Below are 19,894 nucleotides of genomic sequence, written 5' to 3'. Positions count from 1 at the left end.
GTAGATCCCATGCCAGCGTCGGCACGGCTTCCCCTAGGCGGGCTGTCACTGGCGACAGGAACGTTTCCAGGAGGACGGATGTCCCGGCAGACCCTCGCGGAGGGCCTCGAGTTTTCCGGAGGTGACTACGGCATCGCGGCCGTAGTCGCCGTCATCGCCCTGGCCGCTCTGGTCATCGGCTGGTTCCTGCTCAAGGAGGTGCTGGCCGCCGGCCAGGGCACCACGAAGATGCAGGACATCGCCAAGGCCGTGCAGGAAGGGGCGGCCGCGTATCTGAAGCGGCAGCGCAACACCCTCTCGATCTTCGGTGTCGTGGTGTTCCTGCTGCTGCTCGCGCTCCCGGCGGAGGACTGGAACGAGCGCATCGGCCGCTCGCTGTTCTTCCTGGTCGGCGCGGTGTTCTCGTTCCTCATCGGCTACACCGGCATGTGGCTGGCGACGCGGGCCAACCTGCGGGTCGCCGCCGCCTCCCGGGAGCCGGGCGGCCGGGAGAAGGCGATGCGCGCCGCGTTCCGCACCGGTGGCGCGGTCGGCATGTTCACCGTCGGCCTGGGCCTGTTCGGCGCCGCGGTCGTCGTGCTCGTCTACACCGGCCAGGCGCCGAAGGTGCTCGAGGGCTTCGGCTTCGGCGCCGCGCTGATCGCGATGTTCATGCGTGTCGGTGGCGGCATCTTCACCAAGGCCGCCGATGTGGGCGCGGACCTGGTCGGCAAGGTCGAGCAGAACATCCCCGAGGACGACCCGCGCAACGCGGCCACCATCGCCGACAACGTCGGTGACAACGTGGGTGACTGCGCCGGCATGGCGGCCGACCTGTTCGAGTCCTACGCGGTGACCCTGGTCGCCGCGCTGATCCTGGGCAGCACCGCCTTCGGTGTGGACGGCCTGCTGTTCCCGCTGATCGTGCCTGCCATCGGTGTGATCACCGCGGTCATCGGCGTCTACATCACGCGGGCCCGCTCCGGCGAGAACGGCCTGGTCACGATCAACCGCTCGTTCTACATCTCCGCCGGCATCTCGGCGGTGCTGTGCGCGGTCGCCGCGTTCGTCTACCTGCCCGGCTCGTTCGCCGAGTTCGGCGCGGACCAGGCCGGCATCGACGGCAACCCGGCGCTGATCGCGTTCATCGCGGTGATCATCGGCATCGTGCTGGCCGGCGTCATCCTTAAGCTGACCGGCTACTACACCGGCACCGAGCACGGCCCCGTGAAGAACGTCGGAGAGACCTCGCGCACCGGCGCCGCGACGGTGATCCTGTCCGGTATCTCGGTCGGTTTCGAGTCGGCCGTCTACACCGCGCTGGTGATCGGCGCGGCGGTGTTCGGCGCCTACCTGCTGGGCGGCACGGTCGCGCTGTTCGCGGTCGCGCTGGCCGGCACCGGCCTGCTGACCACGGTCGGTGTCATCGTCGCGATGGACACCTTCGGCCCGGTCTCGGACAACGCGCAGGGCATCGCGGAGATGTCCGGCGAGGTCGACGAGAACGCCGCGCAGATCCTGACCGAGCTGGACGCGGTCGGCAACACCACCAAGGCGATCACCAAGGGCATCGCGATCGCGACGGCCGTGCTGGCCGCGACCGCGCTGTTCGGGTCCTACCAGGACTCGATCTCCAAGGCGCTGGCCGACATCGGCGAGTCCGCCGCGGGCGTGAAGTCGTTCGTGGACACGATCGTCAGCCCGAACACGCTGGTCGGCGTCATCGTCGGCGCCGCGGTGGTCTTCCTGTTCTCCGGTCTCGCGGTCAACGCGGTGTCCCGTGCCGCGGGCGCGGTGGTGTACGAGGTGCGCCGCCAGTTCCGCGACATCCCGGGGATCATGGAGGGCACCACGCGGCCCGAGTACGGCAAGGTCGTCGACATCGTCACCCGCGACTCGCTGCGTGAGCTGGCCACCCCGGGTCTGCTCGCGGTGTTCGCGCCGATCGCCGTCGGCTTCGGCCTCGGCACCGGCGCGCTGGCCGGGTACCTGGCCGGCGCGATCGCGACCGGCACCCTGATGGCGATCTTCCTGGCCAACTCCGGTGGCGCCTGGGACAACGCGAAGAAGCTGGTCGAGGACGGCTACCACGGTGGCAAGGGCTCCGAGGCGCACGCCGCGACGGTCATCGGCGACACCGTCGGCGACCCGTTCAAGGATACCGCGGGCCCGGCGATCAACCCGCTGATCAAGGTGATGAACCTGGTCTCGGTGCTGATCGCGCCCGCCGTCGTGCAGTTCTCGATCGGCCCGGACGCCTCCGCCGGTGTGCGGATCGCGATCTCGCTGGTCGCGGTGGCGATCATCGTCGCCGCGATCGTGGTGTCGAAGCGCCGCGCGAGCGTCATGACCGAGACGCCGAGCGAGGACGCCACCCCGGCGAAGACCGCCTGATTTCTCCCGGAGGGCCGGGCTCGTCGCGCACGGAGCGTGACGGGTCCGGCCTTTCCCATGCCCGGCGGTTGCGATCCGCAATCGTCTCGGTACCGTCGGGAAAGAGCTTCGCGTCGGCAGCTGGAGGTGTGTGGGTGCGGCCCGGGCAGTCCGTGTTCCTGGTGGTACTGACCGGGCTCTGCGTGAGCCTTTCCGGATGTGGCCAGCAACCCGCGAGAACCGTCGAGCCGGGCGGCCCCGGTCTGTCGCGCGAGGAGGTCCAGCTGCAGGACGCCGCCGCGCGGTGGGCCGACGACTACTGCGTCGCGGTCGGCTCGCTCGTCCAGGGGCTGGCGACGATGCCGAGCGTGGACCCGAGCAGCCCGCAGCGCGCCGTGCGCACGTCGAGCGAGCTGCTCGGGTCGGTGATCAACGGCCTGGACCGCGCCCTGGACGGGCTGCACCGGCTGCCGCCGTCCCCGGTTCCCGGGGGTGACCAGGTGCGCGCCCAGGCCGTGACCGACTTCCAGGGCGTGCGTGACCGCGCCTCCGCCGCCCGGCAGCGGCTGGATTCGACCGAGCCGGGCGCCATCGACGAGGCCACGCTCGGGCAGGCGCACGGCCCGCTGGACGAGGTGGCCCGCCTCGACCTGCTGAACCGCTTCGACGCCGTGCCCGAGCTGGCCACCGCGGTCGCGCACGCCCCGGTGTGCCGGCAGCTCACCGTGCAGGCGACCGCGGCGCCCCGCTAGCTCATGCGGGCGCGGGCGTAGGCGGCCATGGCGTCACGCAGGTACTCGGCGAATCCGGGCTGGATGGCGTCGTACTGGCTGCGGAAACGCTCGTCGTCGGTGTACAGGCGGCCCAGGCCGGTGTAGGACGCGGCGTCGGGCGTCCAGAAGTTCTCCAGCCAGGCCCGGTGCGCCGCGACCGCGTCGAGCGCGCGCTCGTCGTCGGCCGGGACGCCCTCGCGGGCCAGTTCGGCCAGGCGCTCGGCGGCCTCGCCGCCCTGCCGCTTGACCGCGGCCCACTTCTCGTCCGACCAGCGCTTGCTGCGCTCGTGCGACGCCACAGCGTTCTCACCCCAACGTTCGGCCGCTTCCTGTGCCAGCCACTTCGCCTTGTCCGAGTGCGGTGAAAACCCCTCGAACAGTTCCTTGGCGGACATGTGTTCCCCTCCTTCCAGTTCTTCGATGGTCCGGGCGACGGTGGCGGCGAGCCGGTCCAGCCGATCGCGCTCCGCCAGCAGCCATTTCCGGTGCAGCCGCAGCGCCTCGGCCCTGGACACGGATCCGTCGAGGATCTCGCCGATCGTGTCCAGGCCGAGGCCCAGTTCCCGCAGCAGCAGGATCTGCTGCAGCCGGATGAGCTGTTCCCGCTGGTAGTAGCGCCTCCCGCTGGTGTCGGCGAAGGCCGGTGGCAGCAGGCCGACGTCGTCGTAGTGCCGCAGGGTCCGGGAGGTCACCCCGGAGGCCTTCGACACCTGAGCGATCGACAGCGGTTCGTCCATCTCGTCTCCGTTCTCGCCCGTGAAAACCACGGTAGAGGTTGACGCCGCGTCAACTTCAAGAACTTTTTCGACGCGACGACTCGCGGGAAATCGAACGGGTGTTCTACCCTGTCCGCTGTGGATCAGATGTCGCTCTTCTCGGCGGAGGCGAGCGGCCCGGACATCGCCGACCTGAGCGGCGTCCTGTGCGGGCAGGGCCAGATCACCGGCTTCGCGCGCACGGCCGCCCGCCTCACCGTGGAGGTGGACGAGGTGTGGCGCGCGCGGGTGCTGGCCGCCGAGTTCGGCAGGCGCGGGGTGTCCGCCGAGCTGGGCCGGACCGAGGACGGCAGGCCGATGATCCGCACCGCATTCCGGTCCGATCTGATCGGGCTGGCCAGGGCGTGGCTCGACGACGAGGGGAAGTCGCTGCCGGGACGGTTCCGGCTGACCGGTGCGGCCCTGCGGCTGTGGGCGCTGGCGGCGGGCCGGCCCGGCGTCCAGGGGTACCTGCTGGCCGTCGACGAGCGGGCGCCGGACACGCACGAACCGCTCGCCGAGGCGTTCCGGCAGCTCGGCGTGCCGGCGCAGCTGGTCGGGCCGAAGGGCGGCGGGCCCGCGGTCCGGGTCACCGGCCGCCGCAGGCTCGCGACGCTGGCCGAGCTGATCGGCATGCCGCCGCCGGGCGCCGAGCCGGTGTGGCCGCGGCACGCACCGGCCCGGCAGGCGGTGTGATCAGGCGGGGATGGGCACCGGAACGGGCAGCGCGGCGGCCGGCTTGGGCAGCATGCACCCGTCCCGGACCAGGCTGAGCTGGTTGTTCTTGGCGAAGCAGGCCGGGATCCGGTAGGTCTGCTGGCCGTAGGTGAGGCCGCGCCGCGCGAACACCACGCCGTTCTCGTCGACCTCGCACGGGTTGTTGAACGTGCAGACCTCGCCGTCGTCGTTGCCCGTGTTGTTGATGCCGACGATCTCCCGGCTGCCGTGGTCGATGATCGGCGAGCCGGAGGTGCCGTGGATGGTGTCGCAGCCGGGCGCGTACCGGATCGAGTCCTTCCAGGTCCAGTCCGCCTCGCGCACCGAGTACACGACCCGCTCGATCGAGCAGTTCCACGTGCGGGTGAAGAAGCCGGAGACGACGCTGACCGGCGTGCCCACGTCGGCCGGCGAGGCCGCCAGCGTCAGCGGGTGGCCGCCGAGTTCGCGGGCGATCTGCCGGTAGGACGAGTCGAGCGCGTAGAGCGCGACGTCGGTGTCGGTCATCGTGGCGTAGACGAGCTTCGTCGCGCGGATGCCGCCCAGCTCGCGGCCGTCGGCGCCGAGCAGCACCATCTTCCGGTTGGCCGGCTGGTTGACCAGGACCTCGCCCGCCTCCGGCATGCCCGACTCCAGGCAGTGACCGTTGGTGAGGACGAGCGCCCGGTCGGACTCGTCGGACTGGGGCAGCCGGACGAGCGAACCGGAGCAGTTGCTGAGCTTGACGATCCCGCTGTAGTCGGCGGCGGGAGCGGCGGACGCGGTGCTGACCCCGGCCAACGCGGGACCGGTCAGCAGGACGGCCAGGACTGTGAGCAGGCGGCGGAACATAGCGCGGAGCGTAGCGGAACGGCTACTCACAAGCCCCGCGAAGCATGTGTCCGGCATCACGTGCTAGGTGTGGAAAGGGGGAGATGACGCACGCCGGCGCCCATCCCGGACGGGAAGCGCGGCGGCGTGTTACGTCACCTCGGGGGACATTACCGGCAGGCAACGTGCACACTTGCTGGTTGAACAGGCGCCGCTGCTTTGGCGGCGGGACGAAGCAGGAGAGCGGACAGCGTGGCTGGATCGACGAAGACGAAGAAGAACGACGCCGGGGCGAACGGCGCCGGTCGTCGACGGTTGGTGATCGTCGAGTCGCCCGCCAAGGCCCGCAAGATCGCGTCCTACCTCGGTCCGGGTTACGTCGTGGAGTCCTCGGTCGGGCACATCCGGGACCTGCCGTCGAAGGCCGACGACGTCCCCGCCAAGTACAAGGGTGAGCCCTGGGCGAAGCTCGGCGTGAACGTCGACCACGACTTCGAGCCGCTCTACGTCGTCTCCGCGGACAAGAAGTCCAAGGTCACCGAGCTGAAGAGCCTGCTCAAGGACGTCGACGAGCTGTTCCTCGCCACCGACCCCGACCGCGAGGGCGAGGCCATCGCCTGGCACCTGCTGGAGACCCTCAAGCCGAAGGTCCCGGTGCGCCGGATGGTCTTCCACGAGGTGACCGAGCAGGCCGTCCGCGCGGCCGCCGAGGACACCCGCGAGCTGGACGGCGACCTCGTCGACGCGCAGGAGACCCGCCGCATCCTGGACCGGCTCTACGGCTACGAGGTTTCGCCGGTGCTGTGGAAGAAGGTCATGCCGCGGCTGTCGGCGGGCCGGGTGCAGTCGGTGGCGACGCGGCTGGTCGTCGAGCGCGAGCGGGAGCGCATCAAGTTCACCTCGGCCTCCTACTGGGACATCTCCGCCACGATGGACGCCGGCGAAGACGCCTCACCGCGGCAGTTCCCGGCGCGTCTGGTGTCGGTCGACGGCGCGCGCCTGGCCACCGGCAAGGACTTCGACGCCGCCGGGCAGCTCAAGGCGAACTCCCAGGACGTCCGGGTGCTCGAGGAGGCGGCGGCGCGGGCGCTGGCCGAGGGGCTGCAGCAGCGCGACTTCAAGGTCACCAGCGTCGAGGAGAAGCCGTACACGCGGCGGCCGTACGCGCCGTTCATGACCTCCACGCTGCAGCAGGAGGCCGGCCGCAAGCTGCGCTTCAACGCCGAGACGACGATGCAGATCGCGCAGCGGCTGTACCAGAACGGGTACATCACCTACATGCGTACCGACTCCACGACGCTGTCGGAGTCGGCGCTCGCGGCGGCCCGCAGCCAGGCCACCGAGCTGTACGGCAAGGACTACGTCTCGCCGACGCCGCGGCAGTACACGCGCAAGGTGAAGAACGCGCAGGAGGCCCACGAGGCGATCCGTCCCGCCGGTGAGGTGTTCCGGACGCCCGGCCAGGTCGCGGGCGAGCTGCAGGCCGACGAGTTCCGGCTCTACGAGCTGATCTGGCAGCGCACGATCGCCTCGCAGATGGCCGACGCCAAGGGCACCACGATGTCGGTGCGCATCACCGGCACCGCGAGCACCGGCGAAGAGTGCGTGTTCGCCGCGTCCGGCCGCACGATCACCTTCGCCGGCTTCCTCAAGGCCTACGTGGAGGCGGTGGACGCCGACTCCGGCGCCGAGGCCGACGACAAGCAGAGCCGTCTGCCGCAGCTGGTCAAGGACCAGGCGCTGACCGCGTCCGAGCTGTCCCCGGACGGCCACGCGACCACGCCGCCGGCGCGCTACAACGAGCCGAGCCTGGTCAGCAAGCTGGAGGAGCTGGGCATCGGCCGCCCGTCGACGTACGCGTCGATCATCAAGACCATCCAGGACCGCGGGTACGTCTGGAAGAAGGGCTCCGCGCTGGTCCCGTCGTGGGTCGCCTTCGCCGTGGTGGGGCTGCTGGAGCGGCACTTCGAGCGGCTGGTCGACTACGACTTCACCGCGGCCATGGAGGACGAGCTCGACCGCATCGCGGCCGGGAACGAGCAGCGCACCCGCTGGCTGTCGCGGTTCTACTTCGGCGGCGAGCAGGGCGTGGACGGCTCGGTGGGCCGCCTGGGCGGGTTGAAGAAGCTGGTCAGCGGCGGGGTCGAGGACATCGACCCGCGCGAGATCAACTCCATCCCGATGTTCGAGGACGGCGAGGGCCGCACCGTGCACGTGCGGGTCGGCCGTTACGGCCCGTACCTCGAACGCGAGGTGGACGGCAAGCCGCAGCGCGCGAACCTGCCCGAGGACCTGCCGCCGGACGAGCTGACCGTGGAGATCGCGGAGCGGCTGTTCGCGACCCCGCAGGAAGGTCGTGACCTGGGCGTCGACCCGGTCACGAACCACCGGATCGTCGCCAAGGAGGGCCGGTTCGGCCCGTACGTCACCGAGGTGCTCGAGGAGCCCGAGGAAGCCGAGGGCGGCAAGAAGACCAGCAAGGCGAAGAAGCCGAAGCCGCGCACCGGTTCGCTGTTCCAGTCGATGTCGATCGAGACGGTGACGCTGGAGGACGCGCTCAAGCTGCTGTCGCTGCCGCGCGTGGTGGGCAAGGACCCGGAGTCCGGCGAGGAGATCACCGCGCAGAACGGTCGCTACGGGCCGTACCTGAAGAAGGGCACCGACTCGCGGTCGCTGTCCAGCGAGGACCAGATCTTCTCGATCACGCTGGAAGAGGCGCTGAAGATCTACTCCGAGCCGAAGCAGCGCGGCCGGCGTGGTGCGGCGAAGCCGCCGCTGAAGGAGCTGGGCGAGGACCCGGTGTCCAAGAAGCCGATGGTGGTCAAGGACGGCCGGTTCGGTCCGTACGTGACCGACGGGGAGTACAACGCGACCCTGCGCAAGGGCGACAGCATCGAGGGGCTGACCCCGGAGCGGGCGTCCGAGCTGCTCGCCGAGAAGCGGGCGAAGGGTCCGGCGCCGAAGAAGAAGGCGCCGGCGCGCAAGGCCCCGGCGAAGAAGGCGGCCGCCAAGAAGTAGACCTCGAACAGCAGTTCGAGCAAAACTGTCGTACCCCCGGGGCACACTGCCCCCGTGACGACGATCGACGAACTGCTGACCGAGGCCGCCCGGCCGGTGCTGGACACCGTCCCGATGCGGGCCAGCACCTGGGACCTGTACGCGCCGTTCGCGACGGACGAGGACGTCGAGCGGATCCGGTACCCGCTGAGCCGCTCGAGCGATCCGGCCGACCTGGTGGCCGAGGTCGAGGAACACAACGCGTGGATGGCGCAGCTGCGGGACTCGCCGTTCGTCGAGGGCGGCGACCTGACCGACGACGCGATGCGGGCGTTCGCGCTGATGCTGCGCGGGCCGATCCGGATGGTGCTCACCGGCGTGCACGCCGGGCTGCCCGGGCCGCTGGACGTGCGGGTCTACGCCGACACCGCGGCCGGCGTGCTGTGGAGCTGGCGGCCGGACACCACGCAGGTGGGCGGCTGGGGCTTCCGCGAGCTGCGCACCCTGTTCGACCAGGTGGTCGGGTTCGTGCCCGAGCAGCGCCGGGGCCGGTTCGAGTCGGTGATGCTGCAGGCCGGCCCGTCCGGCGAGGTGACCGGCCGGGACGCCGAGCAGGCGGCGCGGGTGCGGGAGTTCCTGCGGCGGCCGCGCACCGGCACCACGGTGGTCGACCTGATGGCGTTCGACCGCCGCTGCGCGCAGTTCCCGCGGCTGGGCTACGTCGTGGTGGACAACGACCTGGGCCGCCACGTGCTGGCCACGGTCACCGAGCCGGGTGAGGGCACCCAGCTGTTCCTGGTCCCGTCCGACCGCGACCGGCTGGCTCAGTGGATGACCGACGCGGTCGAGGCGGCGATGACCTGTGCCTGATCCGGTTGCGCACAGTGATCGTGAGGTTGCCCGGATGGGCGCGTGCGAGCCGCGAAATGCCCACTACCCTGGGTCGAGGTGTTTCCGAACGCACGGGAGTGGTCACCATGAGTCCGGCGAAGGACGACGGGCGCTTCGACGGGGACGGCACGCAGTCCGGCCTGCCGCCGCTGACGTTCAGCGACGCCGTCTCGGGGTCGGTCAGCGATTCCGAGGGCTACCAGCCGTTGAAGGTGGCCAAGCCGGTCGAGCCGGACCCGGAGAAGGTCCGCCAGATGATCGAGGCGATGTCCGACAAGCCGGCCGCGCCGGCCGAGGTGCCGGTGGACGACACCCCACCCGCGGCCCCCGCCCCGGCGGTGCCGCCCGCGCCGCCGCTGGGCATCCTGCCCCGGCAGCGCACCTGGTCCGGGCGCAAGAAGCTCGCCTCGTGGTCGAAGCCGTCGTTCCGCCTGCCGCGGCCGGGCCAGGTCGGCTCGGTCCGCCGGGCGAAGCCGTCCAGCGGGTCGACGGCGTTCCTGGTCGCGATCCTGCTGATGGTCGTGTTCGGCGTGCTCGCGATCCAGTTCCTGTCCAGCCTGATCGACACGCTCAGCGGCATCTTCGACTAGCCCCCGACGGGACGATCTTCCCATTCCGGACACGTACTGCCCACCACGACGGGCACTCTCCGACCGGCAGAGCTACCCTGGCCCCACGGTTGGGGGATACCGGTGTGTCGCGCGAGGGGTTCCCCAGCGCCACGGGAGTGAGTGGGGTGGGTCCGATCAGCGAGGTCGTGCACGTGGAACCCGGCGCAGGAAGTGAGGCGCCGGCAGGGCGTGACGCCTCGACGATCCACCGGGCGCGTCGGGTGCTGGCGATCCGGCCGTTCCGGCGGCTGTGGGGGGTCACGTATCTCTGCAGCGTCGCCGACTGGCTGACCATCCTGGGCCTGACCAGCCTCGCCACCCAGCTGACCACGAACTACACCGCGCAGAACTTCGCCTTCACCGGCGTCCTGCTCTCCGCGCTGCTGCCCGGCCTGATCTTCGCGCCGCTGGGTGGCCTGCTCGCCGACCGCTTCGACCGGCGCAAGGTCATGTTCGTCGCCGACCTGTTCCGCTGCGGTTTCCTGCTGTCGGTGGCGTTCGTCGGCACGTCCTGGTGGCTCTACATCGCGAACTTCCTGGCCAGCGCGAGCGCGATGATGTGGATCCCGTCCAAGGAGGCGGCGGTCCCGAACCTGCTCAAGCGCCCGGACCAGGTGGAGACGGCCAACCAGCTCGGGCTGGTGATGACCTACGGGCTCGCCACGGTCACCGCGGGCGGTCTCTACGCCGTGGTGACGCGGATCGCGGCGTCGGTGGGCCTGCCGTCCGGGTTCTTCGGCGAGCTGGGCGTCGCCAAGGTCATCGTCGTGCTCATCGCGCTGCTGTACCTCGCCAGCGCGATCCTGGTGCTGACCCGCATCCCGGAGCTGTCGATCCGCAAGCCGCGCATGGCCGGGATCTCGCACGAGCAGGCCGAGAAGGCCGCGAAGCCGGTCAAGGAGGCGGACCAGCCTGGCCTCGGCACGCTGATCAAGGACGCCGGCAAGTACGTGCGGAGCACGCCCCTGGTCCGCGGACTGCTCATCGGCGCGGCCGGGGCGTTCGCCGCGGGCGGCGCGGTGGTCGGTTCGGCCAAGCCGTATTCGGCGAGCCTGCTGGCCGGCGACTCCGCGTGGGGCCTGCTGGTGGTGGCCGTGTTCATCGGCCTGGCCACCTGGATGGGCGGGGCGCCGAAGCTGGCCCGGCGGTTGCCGCACGACCGGCTGTTCGGCATCTCGATCGTGCTCGCCGGGCTGGCGTTGATCCTGGTGGCGCTCTCGCCGCACCTGACCGTGTCGCTCGTCGCGGTGGCGATCGTCGGCGCGTGTGCCGGTGCGGCGTTCCTGACCGGGGTGACGATCATCGGCTCGCAGGTCGACGACGCGATCCGCGGCCGGATCAACGCGATCTACCAGTCGATGATGAAGATCATCGTGTTCGGGTCGGTCTCGGTGGTGCCGCTGCTGATCGGTCTGACCAAGCCGCGGACGATCATGGCCTGGGGCAACCCGATCATCATCGACGGCACCCGGCCGGTGATGCTCGGCGGCGGCGCGCTGGCCGCGGTCGTCGGCATCATCGCCTACCGGCAGATGGACTCGCGCCGGTCCGAGCCGATCATGGCCGACCTGCGCAACGCGATCCGGCGCCGCCCGCGCCGGGTGAACGGCCTGCTCATCGCACTGGAGGGCACCACGGCCGCGGACACCGCCGTGCAGGCGTCGAAGCTCGCCGAGTGGCTGCGGTCGGTCAGCCCGCGCCCGGTGGTGCTGGCCGCGGATCCGGCGCTGGACGACGAGCGCCTGGCCACGATCATCGGCAACGCCTCGCTGTCCGGGGCGCGGGCGCAGGCGCTCGCGGCCGCCGCGGTGCGCGCCGACATCGTGGAGCGCAACGTCAACCCCGCGCTGGACGGCGGTTCGATCGTGGTGATGGAACGCTTCGTCGACTCGCCGCTCGCGCACCTGTCCGCCGTCGCCGGGCTGGACGCGAAGGAACTCGAAGGCCTCGCCGACTGGGCCACCGGCCGCCTGCGGCCCGACGTGACCGTGCTGCTGGACGCCGACCCCGGCGCCAACGTGCCCGGCCCGATCTCGGTCGAGGACCAGTGGCGCGTGCAGAACCTGCTCAGCGAGATGGCCGCGGCCGACCCGGACCACTACGTCGTGGTGGACGCGGACGGTCCCGCGGACGAGGTCGGCGACCGGGTGCGCACCGCCGTCGCGGCCGTGCTCGCCCAGCGCAAGCTCGGGCTGGCGCCGCTGGCCGAGGAGGCCAGGTGACCGCTGTCGTCGCGCCGGCCGGGGTGTGGGCCCAGCTGGTCGGCCAGGACCACGCCGTCGACGTGCTGTCCTCCGCCGCCCGCGCGGCGGCGCAGATCGTCGCCGGGGAACCGGCTCCGGCGGGGGCGATGACGCACGCGTGGCTGCTCACCGGCCCGCCGGGTTCGGGCCGGTCGGTGGCCGCCCGGGCGTTCGCGGCGGCCCTGCAGTGCATCACCGGCACCGGCTGCGGCCAGTGCCCCGGCTGCCGCACCGCGATGCACGGCACCCACGCCGACGTCCGGCTGGTCATCCCGGAGGGGCTGTCGATCTCGGTCGCCGAGATGCGCGCGCTGGTCCAGGCCGCGGCCCGTCGGCCGACCACCGGCCAGTGGCAGGTCGTGATCATCGAGGACGCCGACCGGCTGACCGAGGGCGCGTCGAACGCCCTGCTCAAGGCGGTCGAGGAGCCGCCGGAGCGGACGGTGTTCCTGCTCTGCGCGCCCTCGGACCACCCCGAGGACATCTCGGTCACCATCCGCTCGCGGTGCCGTCTGGTCACCTTGCGGACGCCGGCCGCGGAGGCGATCGCCCGGGTGCTGGTCGACCGGGACGGCGTCGATCCGGAGCTGGCCGAGTGGGCGGCGTCGGTGTGCGGCGGTCACGTGGGCCGGGCCCGGCGCCTGGCCACGGACGACAACGCCCGCAAGCGCCGGGCCGCCGTGCTGCGGATCCCGCTGGGCCTGTCCCGGCCCGGCGACGTGTTCCGGTGCGCCGACGACCTGATCGCCGCGGCCGAAGCGGACGCGACGGAGGAGAGCAAGGTCCGCGACGAGGCCGAGAAGGCCGAGCTGCGCAACGCGATGGGCGGTGACGCGACCGGCAAGGGCGTCGCGGGCGCCAAGCGGGCGGCCGAAGCGGCGGTCAAGCAGCTGGAGAAGCGCCAGAAGTCCCGGGCGACCCGCACCCAGCGCGACACCCTGGACCTGGCGCTGGTCGACCTGGCCGGCTTCTACCGGGACGTGCTGGTGGCGATCAGCGGCGCCGACGCCCGCTACAACCACCCGGACCACGCCCAGGACATCGAACAGGCCGCCCGCCAGTGGACGGCCGAATCCACGCTGAAGCGCCTGGAAGCCGTGCTCGCCTGCCGCGAAGCGATCCTGTGGAACGTCAAGCCGCGGATCGCGGTGGAAGCGATGCTCACGGCCCTGCGCCACGGCTGAAAAAAAGGGGGGCGGTGCCGCGGCACCGCCCCCCTTCATCGTTCGAGTGTCAGTTCCGCGGCCGCGGCGACGGCTTCACCGGAACCGCCTTCATCCGCTTGCGGGCCGGGAACGCCGCCACGAGCACGACCCCGAGCAGCAGCATCGCGGTGCCGGTCCAGAACATCGGCACCGCCGAGTAGGCGCCGGCCGTGTAGGCGAGCTTCTGCGGCACACCCGGGGGAGCCGCGTTGCCCGCCGGCGGCGGGGTCGTCGTGGTGCCGCACACGACACCGCCCTCCGGCGCGTACGCCCGCCCGATCTGCTCGCCCAGGGAGAGCTGCGCCAGCGACGACGGCAGGGAGTCCTTGCCGTCCGGGAGCAGGTCCTTCAGCCCGGCCGTCGGCAGGATCTGCAGGTCGAGCATCCGCGCGGAGGCGCCCAGCTGGTAGCCCTGGAACGGGTCGGTGAGGTTCTGGCCCTTCTGGGTCAGCTCGGCGATGCTCAGCCGCAGGACGCCGAGGTCGAGCACCTTGCCCGCGGTGTCCGAGACCGGCTGCAGGCCCTTCTGCGCGGTCGCGACCAGGCCGCCGACCACCGGCAGGTCCTCCAGCGGACCGAACTGCTGGGACAGGCCGGACAGCGGCAGCCCGATCGGGATGTCCTTCGTCGGGTTGGTCGCGTCGAGCGTGTAGAGCACCTTGCCCTGCCGCTCGATCGTGATCACCGGTGCCGTGTACTCGACCTTGGAGGTCTTCTCGTCGCCGGTCGAGGTGACCTTGAGCGTCGGCTGGCTGACGACCTTCAGCGTCAGCTCGAGCGGGGTGCCCTTGAGGATCTCGATGTCGGCGGCCTGCAGCGTCGAGATCGACTGGACCGCCTTGTTCGGCGAACCCGGGATGTCGACCAGCTGCACCACCGACCGCGAGGACAGCGTGTTCGGCAGGCTGAGCACGGCGTTCGTGCCGTCGGACTTGGTCTGGGCGCCGCCGCTGAGCAAGCCGCCGAGGGTCTGCAGGCCCTTGGTCGGGTCGAAGCCGTCGGCCAGCTGCACGTTCTGCAGGTCCAGGCCGTCGATCGGCAGGTTCGGCAGCGACGGGATGACGTTGAGCAGCGACAGGCTCGCCACGGAGGTGCTGGCGTCGGCGATCGTGCCGACGCACGGGCCGAGCGTCGGGCTGTAGCGCGCGTGCACCTTGCCGTTCAGAAGGCCCACGTTGAGCAGCGGGTTCTCCGGCCCGTTGAGGCCGCCGGTGAGCGGCTTCTCGTTGTCCGGCAGCGCGGTCTGCACCAGGCTGCCCGGCGCCTGCGGCGCGTTGCCGCCCACCGCGAGCCCGAACGGGGAGGACTGGGCGATCGCCTTCTCGTAGCTGAGCAGCGCCTCGGAGTTCGCCTGCGCGCTGGACAGGCCCATGCCGGCCTCGAGCGCGGACTGCTTCGGCAGCTGGTCGCCGTAGCCGGGCAGGATCGTGCTGGTCGGGACCGAATTCGGCAGCAGGCGCAGCACCCCGAGCGCGGCGGCCGCGTCGGCGACGGCGTGGCCGAGCGGCTGCGGGCCCTCCTGGCCGATGAACGGCGGCTGCCCCGGGTTGGCCGGCTGCGGGGTCGGGGTGGTGGGGATCGTGCTCTGCGCCACGGCGGGCGTGGCCGACAGGACGAGCACGGCCGCGGCGACCGGCAGCGCCAGCGCGCGAGGCATGCGTCGACGCATGTGGAAGGTCCTCCCAGTACGACGGGCCGATCCCGTGTGATCGGCGTCGCACAGCCTAACGACGCGGGGGGTGCTCAAGTGACGCGAGAGGGGTCGCTACACTAGTTCGTGTTGCCGCCTTAGCTCAGTCGGCCAGAGCGGCTCACTCGTAATGAGCAGGTCAGGGGTTCGATTCCCCTAGGCGGCTCCGGCAACGGTCGGGGGCTCTCCACTCGGAGGGCCCCCGACGTCGTTCCCGGCCTAGGCTCTCCGGCCATGGCCCGTGGCTCCGAGACGATCAGTCCGACCGCCCACTACACCGGTTACGTGTGGGTGCGGCACGGGCTCTCCGATCCCGCCTTCGCGACCGGCGAGGGCCGCGTGCTGCACCGGCTCCTGCGGCCGTTCATGGCGGTCAGCGGCGCGCTCGGCGGGCCGACGCTGGAGGGGTTCCTGCTGGCCCGGCACCGCCTGATCGACGACCTGCTCACCGGCGCCATAGAACGGGACGGGATCACCCAGGTCGTCGAGATCGCGGCCGGGCTGTCCGCCCGCGGCTGGCGCTTCACCCGCCGCCACCCCGGCCTGACCTACCTCGAGGCGGACCTGCCGGCCATGGCCGAGCGCAAGCGCCGCACCCTGCGCCGCGCGAGTCCCGCCGGGCCCGGGCACCGCGTGACCGAACTGGACGTCCTCGACGAGACGGCCCTGGACCGGCTGGTGGCCGGCCTCGACCCGGCGCGTGGGCTGGTGATCGTCACCGAGGGGCTGGTCAACTACTTCGACGAGCCGACCGTGCGGGCGATGTGGGCGCGCTTCGCTCGGGCGCTGCGGCGCTTCGACCGCGGCCGGTACTTCTCCGACCTGCACCTGGCGACCGCCGACCTCCCGGTGCGGGCGTTCGTCCAGGCGCTGTCGGCGTTCGTGCGCGGCCGCGTGCACCTGCACTTCGCCGACGAGACCGCGGCCCGCGAGGCGCTACTCGCGGCTGGGTTCGGCCGGGCGGTGCTGCACGTCCCGCCGGCCACCGGGCTCGTCCGGGTCGTCGAGGCCGCGTCCTAGCAGCCGGTCGAGCAGCATCGCGCCGAACGCCAGCGCGAGGAACAACACCGCGATCACCAGGCAGTTCACCGCCACCCGCGGGTACCCGAGGGCGGTCACGTCGATGAACGGGTACGGGTAGAAGCCGTCGATCGCGCCCCGCACGAGCGTGAACGCCACCCACGCGAGGGGGTAGACCACCGACCAGCCGATGATCCGCGGGGAGATCGCGCCGCGCGGCCCGAACAGCAGCCAGCCGAGCACGCCGAGCAGCGGGGACACGGTGTGCAGCAGCAGGTTCGCGACCCACGCCAGCCCGGTGAGGTCCTGCAGCCCGGCCAGCACCAGGTGGAACACGATGCCGGTGACCGCGATCGCGAGCACCCCGTCCAGCCGCAGCGTCCGGAACGGTGTGGACGTCCGCAGTGGACGGATCGCCAGCAGCAGGCTGGTGAATCCCACGATCAGGTTGGACTGGATGGTGAAGTAGGCGAACACGTTCGCCATGCGCGCGGCGGCCGACTCGTAGCGGCCGCCCATCACGCCGGAGGTGACGAACAGCTGCATCACCACGCCGGCCAGCACCACCAGGGCGTGCAGCCCGAACCACCCACGCGCGATCTTCATGGCAGGACGGTAAACGTCCCGGCCCCGGCCCGCACCCGAGCAGGCCGTTGGGACAGCGGTCCTGACAGGTAGGCTGACCGTCCGCAATCCCAGTCAGGAGGACATCGCAGTGGCCGTCACCCCGCCGGGGCAGCGCGAGCGGCTCTCTCCTAACCAGCTCGCCAAGCAGGAGCAGATCGTCGAAGCCGCGCGCCAGGTGCTCGCGCGGGACGGACTGGCCGGGTGCACGGCACGGGCGATCGCCGACGCGAGCCCGCTCACCAAAAGCGCCATCCACTACTACTTCACCGACATCGACGTGCTCGTCGACCGGGCGATGGCCGCGCACGTGACCGCCTTCCTGGACGAGCTGCGCGAGGTCGCCGCCCGGCACGCGGATCCGCGGGAGAAGCTGTGGGCCGTCCTCGAGGCCTACCTCGACAGCTTCGCCAAGGAGGCCGACTCGGCGTTCCTGTGGTTCGAGTACTGGATCGCGGTCAGCCGCGCCGACCACCCGGAGGCGATCGAGGCGATGCTCCGCTCGGTCACCGAGCTGCTCACCGAACTGCTCGCCGGGGTCGGGGTCATCGACCCGCGGGCGCGGGCCAGGGCCCTGATGTCCTACCTGCTCGGCGCGGTCGTGCAGCAGCGCGTCCGGCGGCGCCCGTTCGCGACCCTCCGTGAGGAGATCGAGTCGCTCTGCCTGGCCTAAGGTTCCGGGTATGCCTCTGTTCTCCTTCGAGGGCGTGAGCCCCACCGTGCACCCGGACGCCTGGATCGCGCCCACCGCGACCCTGATCGGCGACGTCGTCATCGAAAAGGACGTCTCCATCTGGTACGGCGCGGTGCTCCGGGCCGACTTCGGCAAGATCATCGTGCGCGAGGGCGCCAACATCCAGGACAACTCCGTCGTCCACGTCAACACCGGGGTGTGCGAGATCGGCCGCAACGTCACGGTCGGGCACATGTGCCTGGTGCACGACTGCACGGTCGGCGAGCAGGCCCTGATCGGCAACGGCTCGACCGTGCTGGACCAGTCGGTGATCGGCGAGCGCGCGCTGATCGCCGCCGGTTCCACGGTCACCCCGGCCACCCAGGTGCCGCCGGAGGTCATCGCGATGGGCAGCCCGGCCAAGAAGTTCGTCCCGCTGACCGACTCCGCGCGGGGCTGGGTCGACCACAACGCGGCCATCTACCAGCAGCTGGCCCGGCGGCACGCGGAAGGTGTCGCACCCGTCGACTAAGCTGGGCGCACAGCAACTTGCGACTGGCGCCGTAGAGGTGGAGCACCACCGGGAAGCGACCGACGAGGCCGGCACCGCGCGCCTGGGTGTGGCCAGTGTCAGGAGTAGGAAGATGACGCACCAGCCAGCCATCCCCACGCTCACCGCGGCCGACCCGCAGATCGCCGGTCTCGTCGAGGACGAGGCGCGCCGCCAGGCGGAGAAGATCCGCCTCATCGCCTCGGAGAACTACGTGTCCGAGGCGGTCCTGGAGGCCACCGGCTCCGTCCTCACCAACAAGTACTCCGAGGGCTACGCCGGCAAGCGGTACTACGAGGGCCAGCAGTTCATCGACCAGGTCGAGCAGGTCGCGATCGAGCGCGCCAAGGCGCTGTTCGGCGTCGACCACGCGAACGTGCAGCCGTACTCCGGCTCGCCCGCGAACCTGGCCGCCTACCTGGCCTTCGCCAGCCCCGGCGACACCGTGATGGGCATGGCGCTGCCCGACGGCGGCCACCTCACGCACGGCTGGTCGGTCTCGGCCACCGGCAAGTGGTTCAACCCGGTCCGCTACGGCGTGCGCAAGGAGACCGGCCGCGTCGACCTCGACCAGGTCCGCGAGCTGGCGCTGGAGCACCGGCCGAAGCTGATCTTCGCCGGTGGCACCGCGATCCCGCGCACCATCGACTTCCCGGCCTTCGCGGAGATCGCCAACGAGGTCGGCGCCGTGCTGGTGGCCGACATCGCGCACATCGCCGGCCTGGTCGCCGGTGGCGCGCACCCGTCGCCGGTCGGCCACGCGCCGGTCATCACCACCACCACGCACAAGACCCTGCGCGGCCCGCGCGGCGCGATGATCATGACCGACGCCGACCACGCGAAGGCGATCGACAAGGCGGTGTTCCCCGGCCTGCAGGGCGGCCCGCACAACCACACCACCGCCGCGATCGCGGTCGCGCTGGGCGAGGCGTCCAAGCCGGAGTTCCGCGACTACGCCCACGCGATCGTCGCCAACGCCAAGGCGCTGGCCGAGGCCCTGATCGAGCGCGGTTTCGACCTGGTGTCCGGCGGCACCGACAACCACCTGCTGCTGGTCGACCTGACCAGCAAGCAGATCGGCGGCAAGCCGGCCGCGCAGGCGCTGGACCGCGCCGGCATCGAGCTGAACTACAACACGGTGCCGTTCGACCCGCGCAAGCCGTTCGACCCGTCCGGCATCCGGCTGGGCACCGCGGCGATCACCACGCGCGGCCTCAAGCCGGAGCACCAGCCGCAGATCGCCGAGTGGATCGACCGCTCGATCGCCGCGGCCGCCGCGAACGACGAGGCCGCGATCAGCAAGATCGCCGGCGAGGTGCGCGACCTGCTCGCCGCCTACCCGATCCCCGGCTACCGGGCCTGATCAGAACGAGAAACGCCCCTTCCCCGCGCGGGGAAGGGGCGTTCTTCGTTGTGCGCACTCAGTGGTGCTCGCCGCCCTCGGCGGCCTCCTTCGCGAGCCGGTCGATCTCACGCTGGTAGGAGCGCTTGATCTCGGCCTCCGCCTCGGTGCGGCCCACCCACTGCGAGCCCTCGACGCTCTTGGCCGGCTCCAGGTCCTTGTACACCTGGAAGAAGTGCTCGATCTCCAGCTTGTGGAACTCGTTCAGGTGGTGGATGTCACGCAGGTGCTCCAGCCGCGGGTCGTCCGACGGCACCGCGAGGACCTTGTCGTCCGGCCCCTTCTCGTCCGTCATGCGGAACATGCCGATCGCGCGGCAGCGGATCAGGCAGCCCGGGAACGTCGGCTCCTGGACGAGCACCAGCACGTCGAGCGGATCGCCGTCCTGTCCGAGGGTGTCGTCGATGAAGCCGTAGTCGGCCGGGTACTGGGTGGCCGTGAACAGGGTCCGGTCCAGGCGGATGCGGCCCGTCTTGTGGTCCACCTCGTACTTGTTGCGCTCCCCCTTGGGGATTTCGATCGTGGCGTCGAACTCCACGGCGTCCTCGCTGACCTCGTCTTTTCCCGCCGGAATCGGCGGC

General features: G+C 71.3%; 17 protein-coding genes, 1 tRNA gene and 1 riboswitch. Of the genes, 13 read left to right on the top strand and 5 right to left on the bottom strand.

Going from position 1 to position 19,894, the window contains the following annotated elements; all coding sequences use genetic code 11:
* The first annotated feature begins 78 nt into the window (after positions 1-78).
* Both IE290_RS20325 and IE290_RS20320 read left to right on the top strand, forming a co-directional pair.
* On the top strand, positions 79-2,373 hold the full coding sequence (locus IE290_RS20325; protein WP_191246182.1) for a sodium-translocating pyrophosphatase: 2,295 nt from the start codon (positions 79-81) through the stop codon (positions 2,371-2,373).
* 134 nt (positions 2,374-2,507) lie between these two features.
* Entirely contained in the window at positions 2,508-3,104 is a 597-nt protein-coding gene (locus IE290_RS20320; protein ID WP_229874614.1) for a hypothetical protein, read from the top strand.
* Here IE290_RS20320 and IE290_RS20315 read toward each other — a convergent pair.
* The gene (locus IE290_RS20315) at positions 3,101-3,862 is read right to left on the bottom strand and encodes a MerR family transcriptional regulator (RefSeq protein ID WP_191246180.1); all 762 of its coding nucleotides are present in this window, start codon (positions 3,860-3,862) and stop codon (positions 3,101-3,103) included. The genes IE290_RS20320 and IE290_RS20315 overlap by 4 nt on opposite strands.
* A 126-nt stretch (positions 3,863-3,988) precedes the next feature.
* Between IE290_RS20315 and IE290_RS20310 the strand changes: the two genes are divergently transcribed.
* Positions 3,989-4,576, top strand: coding sequence for a hypothetical protein (locus IE290_RS20310; RefSeq protein ID WP_373300482.1), 588 nt, complete (start codon positions 3,989-3,991; stop codon positions 4,574-4,576).
* On the opposite strand, the gene IE290_RS20305 is transcribed toward IE290_RS20310, so the two are convergent.
* Positions 4,577-5,428 carry a trypsin-like serine peptidase gene (locus tag IE290_RS20305; protein ID WP_191246178.1) on the bottom strand — a complete coding sequence of 284 codons (852 nt, stop codon included), beginning with the start codon at positions 5,426-5,428 and terminating at the stop codon, positions 4,577-4,579. It lies immediately after the preceding gene.
* A gap of 231 nt (positions 5,429-5,659) precedes the next feature.
* Here IE290_RS20305 and topA point away from each other — a divergent pair, with 231 nt between their 5' ends.
* The 5 genes from topA to IE290_RS20280 all read left to right on the top strand — a co-directional run bounded on the left by topA (position 5,660) and on the right by IE290_RS20280 (position 13,333).
* Positions 5,660-8,425, top strand: coding sequence for a type I DNA topoisomerase (topA, locus tag IE290_RS20300; RefSeq protein ID WP_191246177.1), 2,766 nt, complete (start codon positions 5,660-5,662; stop codon positions 8,423-8,425).
* Positions 8,426-8,479: 54 nt separating this feature from the next.
* Entirely contained in the window at positions 8,480-9,274 is a 795-nt protein-coding gene (locus tag IE290_RS20295; RefSeq protein WP_191246176.1) for a hypothetical protein, read from the top strand.
* 107 nt (positions 9,275-9,381) lie between these two features.
* A complete protein-coding gene (locus IE290_RS20290) occupies positions 9,382-9,885 on the top strand; it encodes a hypothetical protein (protein ID WP_229874613.1) in 504 nt (167 codons plus the stop codon).
* A gap of 146 nt (positions 9,886-10,031) precedes the next feature.
* On the top strand, positions 10,032-12,128 hold the full coding sequence (locus tag IE290_RS20285; RefSeq protein ID WP_191246174.1) for a bifunctional MFS transporter/dTMP kinase: 2,097 nt from the start codon (positions 10,032-10,034) through the stop codon (positions 12,126-12,128).
* On the top strand, positions 12,125-13,333 hold the full coding sequence (locus tag IE290_RS20280) for a DNA polymerase III subunit delta' (RefSeq protein WP_191246173.1): 1,209 nt from the start codon (positions 12,125-12,127) through the stop codon (positions 13,331-13,333). Before IE290_RS20285 ends, IE290_RS20280 begins: the two co-directional genes overlap by 4 nt.
* A 49-nt stretch (positions 13,334-13,382) precedes the next feature.
* Here the strand turns inward: IE290_RS20280 and IE290_RS20275 are convergent, their stop codons facing one another.
* Positions 13,383-15,023 (bottom strand): hypothetical protein, encoded by a 1,641-nt coding sequence (locus IE290_RS20275; RefSeq protein WP_229874612.1) that lies wholly within the window; start codon positions 15,021-15,023, stop codon positions 13,383-13,385.
* 113 nt (positions 15,024-15,136) lie between these two features.
* On the opposite strand from IE290_RS20275, the gene IE290_RS20270 reads away from it, so the two are divergent.
* Together IE290_RS20270 and IE290_RS20265 are read left to right on the top strand one after the other, a co-directional pair.
* Positions 15,137-15,210 (top strand) — tRNA-Thr (locus IE290_RS20270).
* A 68-nt stretch (positions 15,211-15,278) separates the two neighbouring features.
* Positions 15,279-16,064: a class I SAM-dependent methyltransferase gene (locus IE290_RS20265; protein ID WP_191246172.1), complete on the top strand. Its 786-nt coding sequence runs from the start codon at positions 15,279-15,281 to the stop codon at positions 16,062-16,064.
* Here the strand turns inward: IE290_RS20265 and IE290_RS20260 are convergent.
* On the bottom strand, positions 15,981-16,670 hold the full coding sequence (locus tag IE290_RS20260) for a Pr6Pr family membrane protein (protein WP_191246171.1): 690 nt from the start codon (positions 16,668-16,670) through the stop codon (positions 15,981-15,983). The two genes, IE290_RS20265 and IE290_RS20260, sit on opposite strands and share 84 nt — an antisense overlap.
* Positions 16,671-16,779: 109 nt before the next feature.
* Here IE290_RS20260 and IE290_RS20255 point away from each other — a divergent pair, with 109 nt between their 5' ends.
* The 3 genes from IE290_RS20255 (at position 16,780) to glyA (ending at position 19,274) form a co-directional block, all read left to right on the top strand.
* Positions 16,780-17,361: a TetR/AcrR family transcriptional regulator gene (locus IE290_RS20255; protein ID WP_191246170.1), complete on the top strand. Its 582-nt coding sequence runs from the start codon at positions 16,780-16,782 to the stop codon at positions 17,359-17,361.
* Positions 17,362-17,371: 10 nt separating this feature from the next.
* A complete protein-coding gene (locus IE290_RS20250) occupies positions 17,372-17,893 on the top strand; it encodes a gamma carbonic anhydrase family protein (protein WP_191246169.1) in 522 nt (173 codons plus the stop codon).
* Positions 17,894-17,902: 9 nt separating this feature from the next.
* Positions 17,903-17,988, top strand: a riboswitch (ZMP/ZTP riboswitch).
* Positions 17,989-18,005: 17 nt separating this feature from the next.
* Positions 18,006-19,274 (top strand): serine hydroxymethyltransferase, encoded by a 1,269-nt coding sequence (gene glyA / locus IE290_RS20245; RefSeq protein ID WP_191246168.1) that lies wholly within the window; start codon positions 18,006-18,008, stop codon positions 19,272-19,274.
* Between the two features lie 58 nt (positions 19,275-19,332).
* On the opposite strand, the gene IE290_RS20240 is transcribed toward glyA, so the two are convergent.
* A complete protein-coding gene (locus IE290_RS20240) occupies positions 19,333-19,851 on the bottom strand; it encodes an inorganic diphosphatase (protein ID WP_094005616.1) in 519 nt (172 codons plus the stop codon).
* Between the last annotated feature and the right edge of the window lie 43 nt (positions 19,852-19,894).

Source organism: Amycolatopsis deserti (assembly GCF_014653945.1).
GTDB lineage: Bacteria > Actinomycetota > Actinomycetes > Mycobacteriales > Pseudonocardiaceae > Amycolatopsis_E > Amycolatopsis_E deserti.
The sequence above is the reverse complement of the archived record's forward strand: the minus strand, read 5'-3'. Positions and strand labels throughout refer to the sequence as shown.

What these genes read in the sequence shown, in the direction of transcription:
- IE290_RS20325 (WP_191246182.1), top strand. Translation starts at nt 79, where the DNA reads ATGTCCCGGCAGACCCTCGCGGAGGGCCTCGAGTTTTCCGGAGGTGAC.
- IE290_RS20260 (WP_191246171.1), bottom strand. Translation starts at nt 16,670, where the DNA reads ATGAAGATCGCGCGTGGGTGGTTCGGGCTGCACGCCCTGGTGGTGCTG.
- IE290_RS20265 (WP_191246172.1), top strand. Translation starts at nt 15,279, where the DNA reads ATGGCCCGTGGCTCCGAGACGATCAGTCCGACCGCCCACTACACCGGT.
- IE290_RS20305 (WP_191246178.1), bottom strand. Translation starts at nt 5,428, where the DNA reads ATGTTCCGCCGCCTGCTCACAGTCCTGGCCGTCCTGCTGACCGGTCCC.
- glyA (WP_191246168.1), top strand. Translation starts at nt 18,006, where the DNA reads ATGACGCACCAGCCAGCCATCCCCACGCTCACCGCGGCCGACCCGCAG.
- IE290_RS20310 (WP_373300482.1), top strand. Translation starts at nt 3,989, where the DNA reads ATGTCGCTCTTCTCGGCGGAGGCGAGCGGCCCGGACATCGCCGACCTG.
- IE290_RS20250 (WP_191246169.1), top strand. Translation starts at nt 17,372, where the DNA reads ATGCCTCTGTTCTCCTTCGAGGGCGTGAGCCCCACCGTGCACCCGGAC.
- IE290_RS20275 (WP_229874612.1), bottom strand. Translation starts at nt 15,023, where the DNA reads ATGCGTCGACGCATGCCTCGCGCGCTGGCGCTGCCGGTCGCCGCGGCC.
- IE290_RS20315 (WP_191246180.1), bottom strand. Translation starts at nt 3,862, where the DNA reads ATGGACGAACCGCTGTCGATCGCTCAGGTGTCGAAGGCCTCCGGGGTG.
- IE290_RS20290 (WP_229874613.1), top strand. Translation starts at nt 9,382, where the DNA reads ATGAGTCCGGCGAAGGACGACGGGCGCTTCGACGGGGACGGCACGCAG.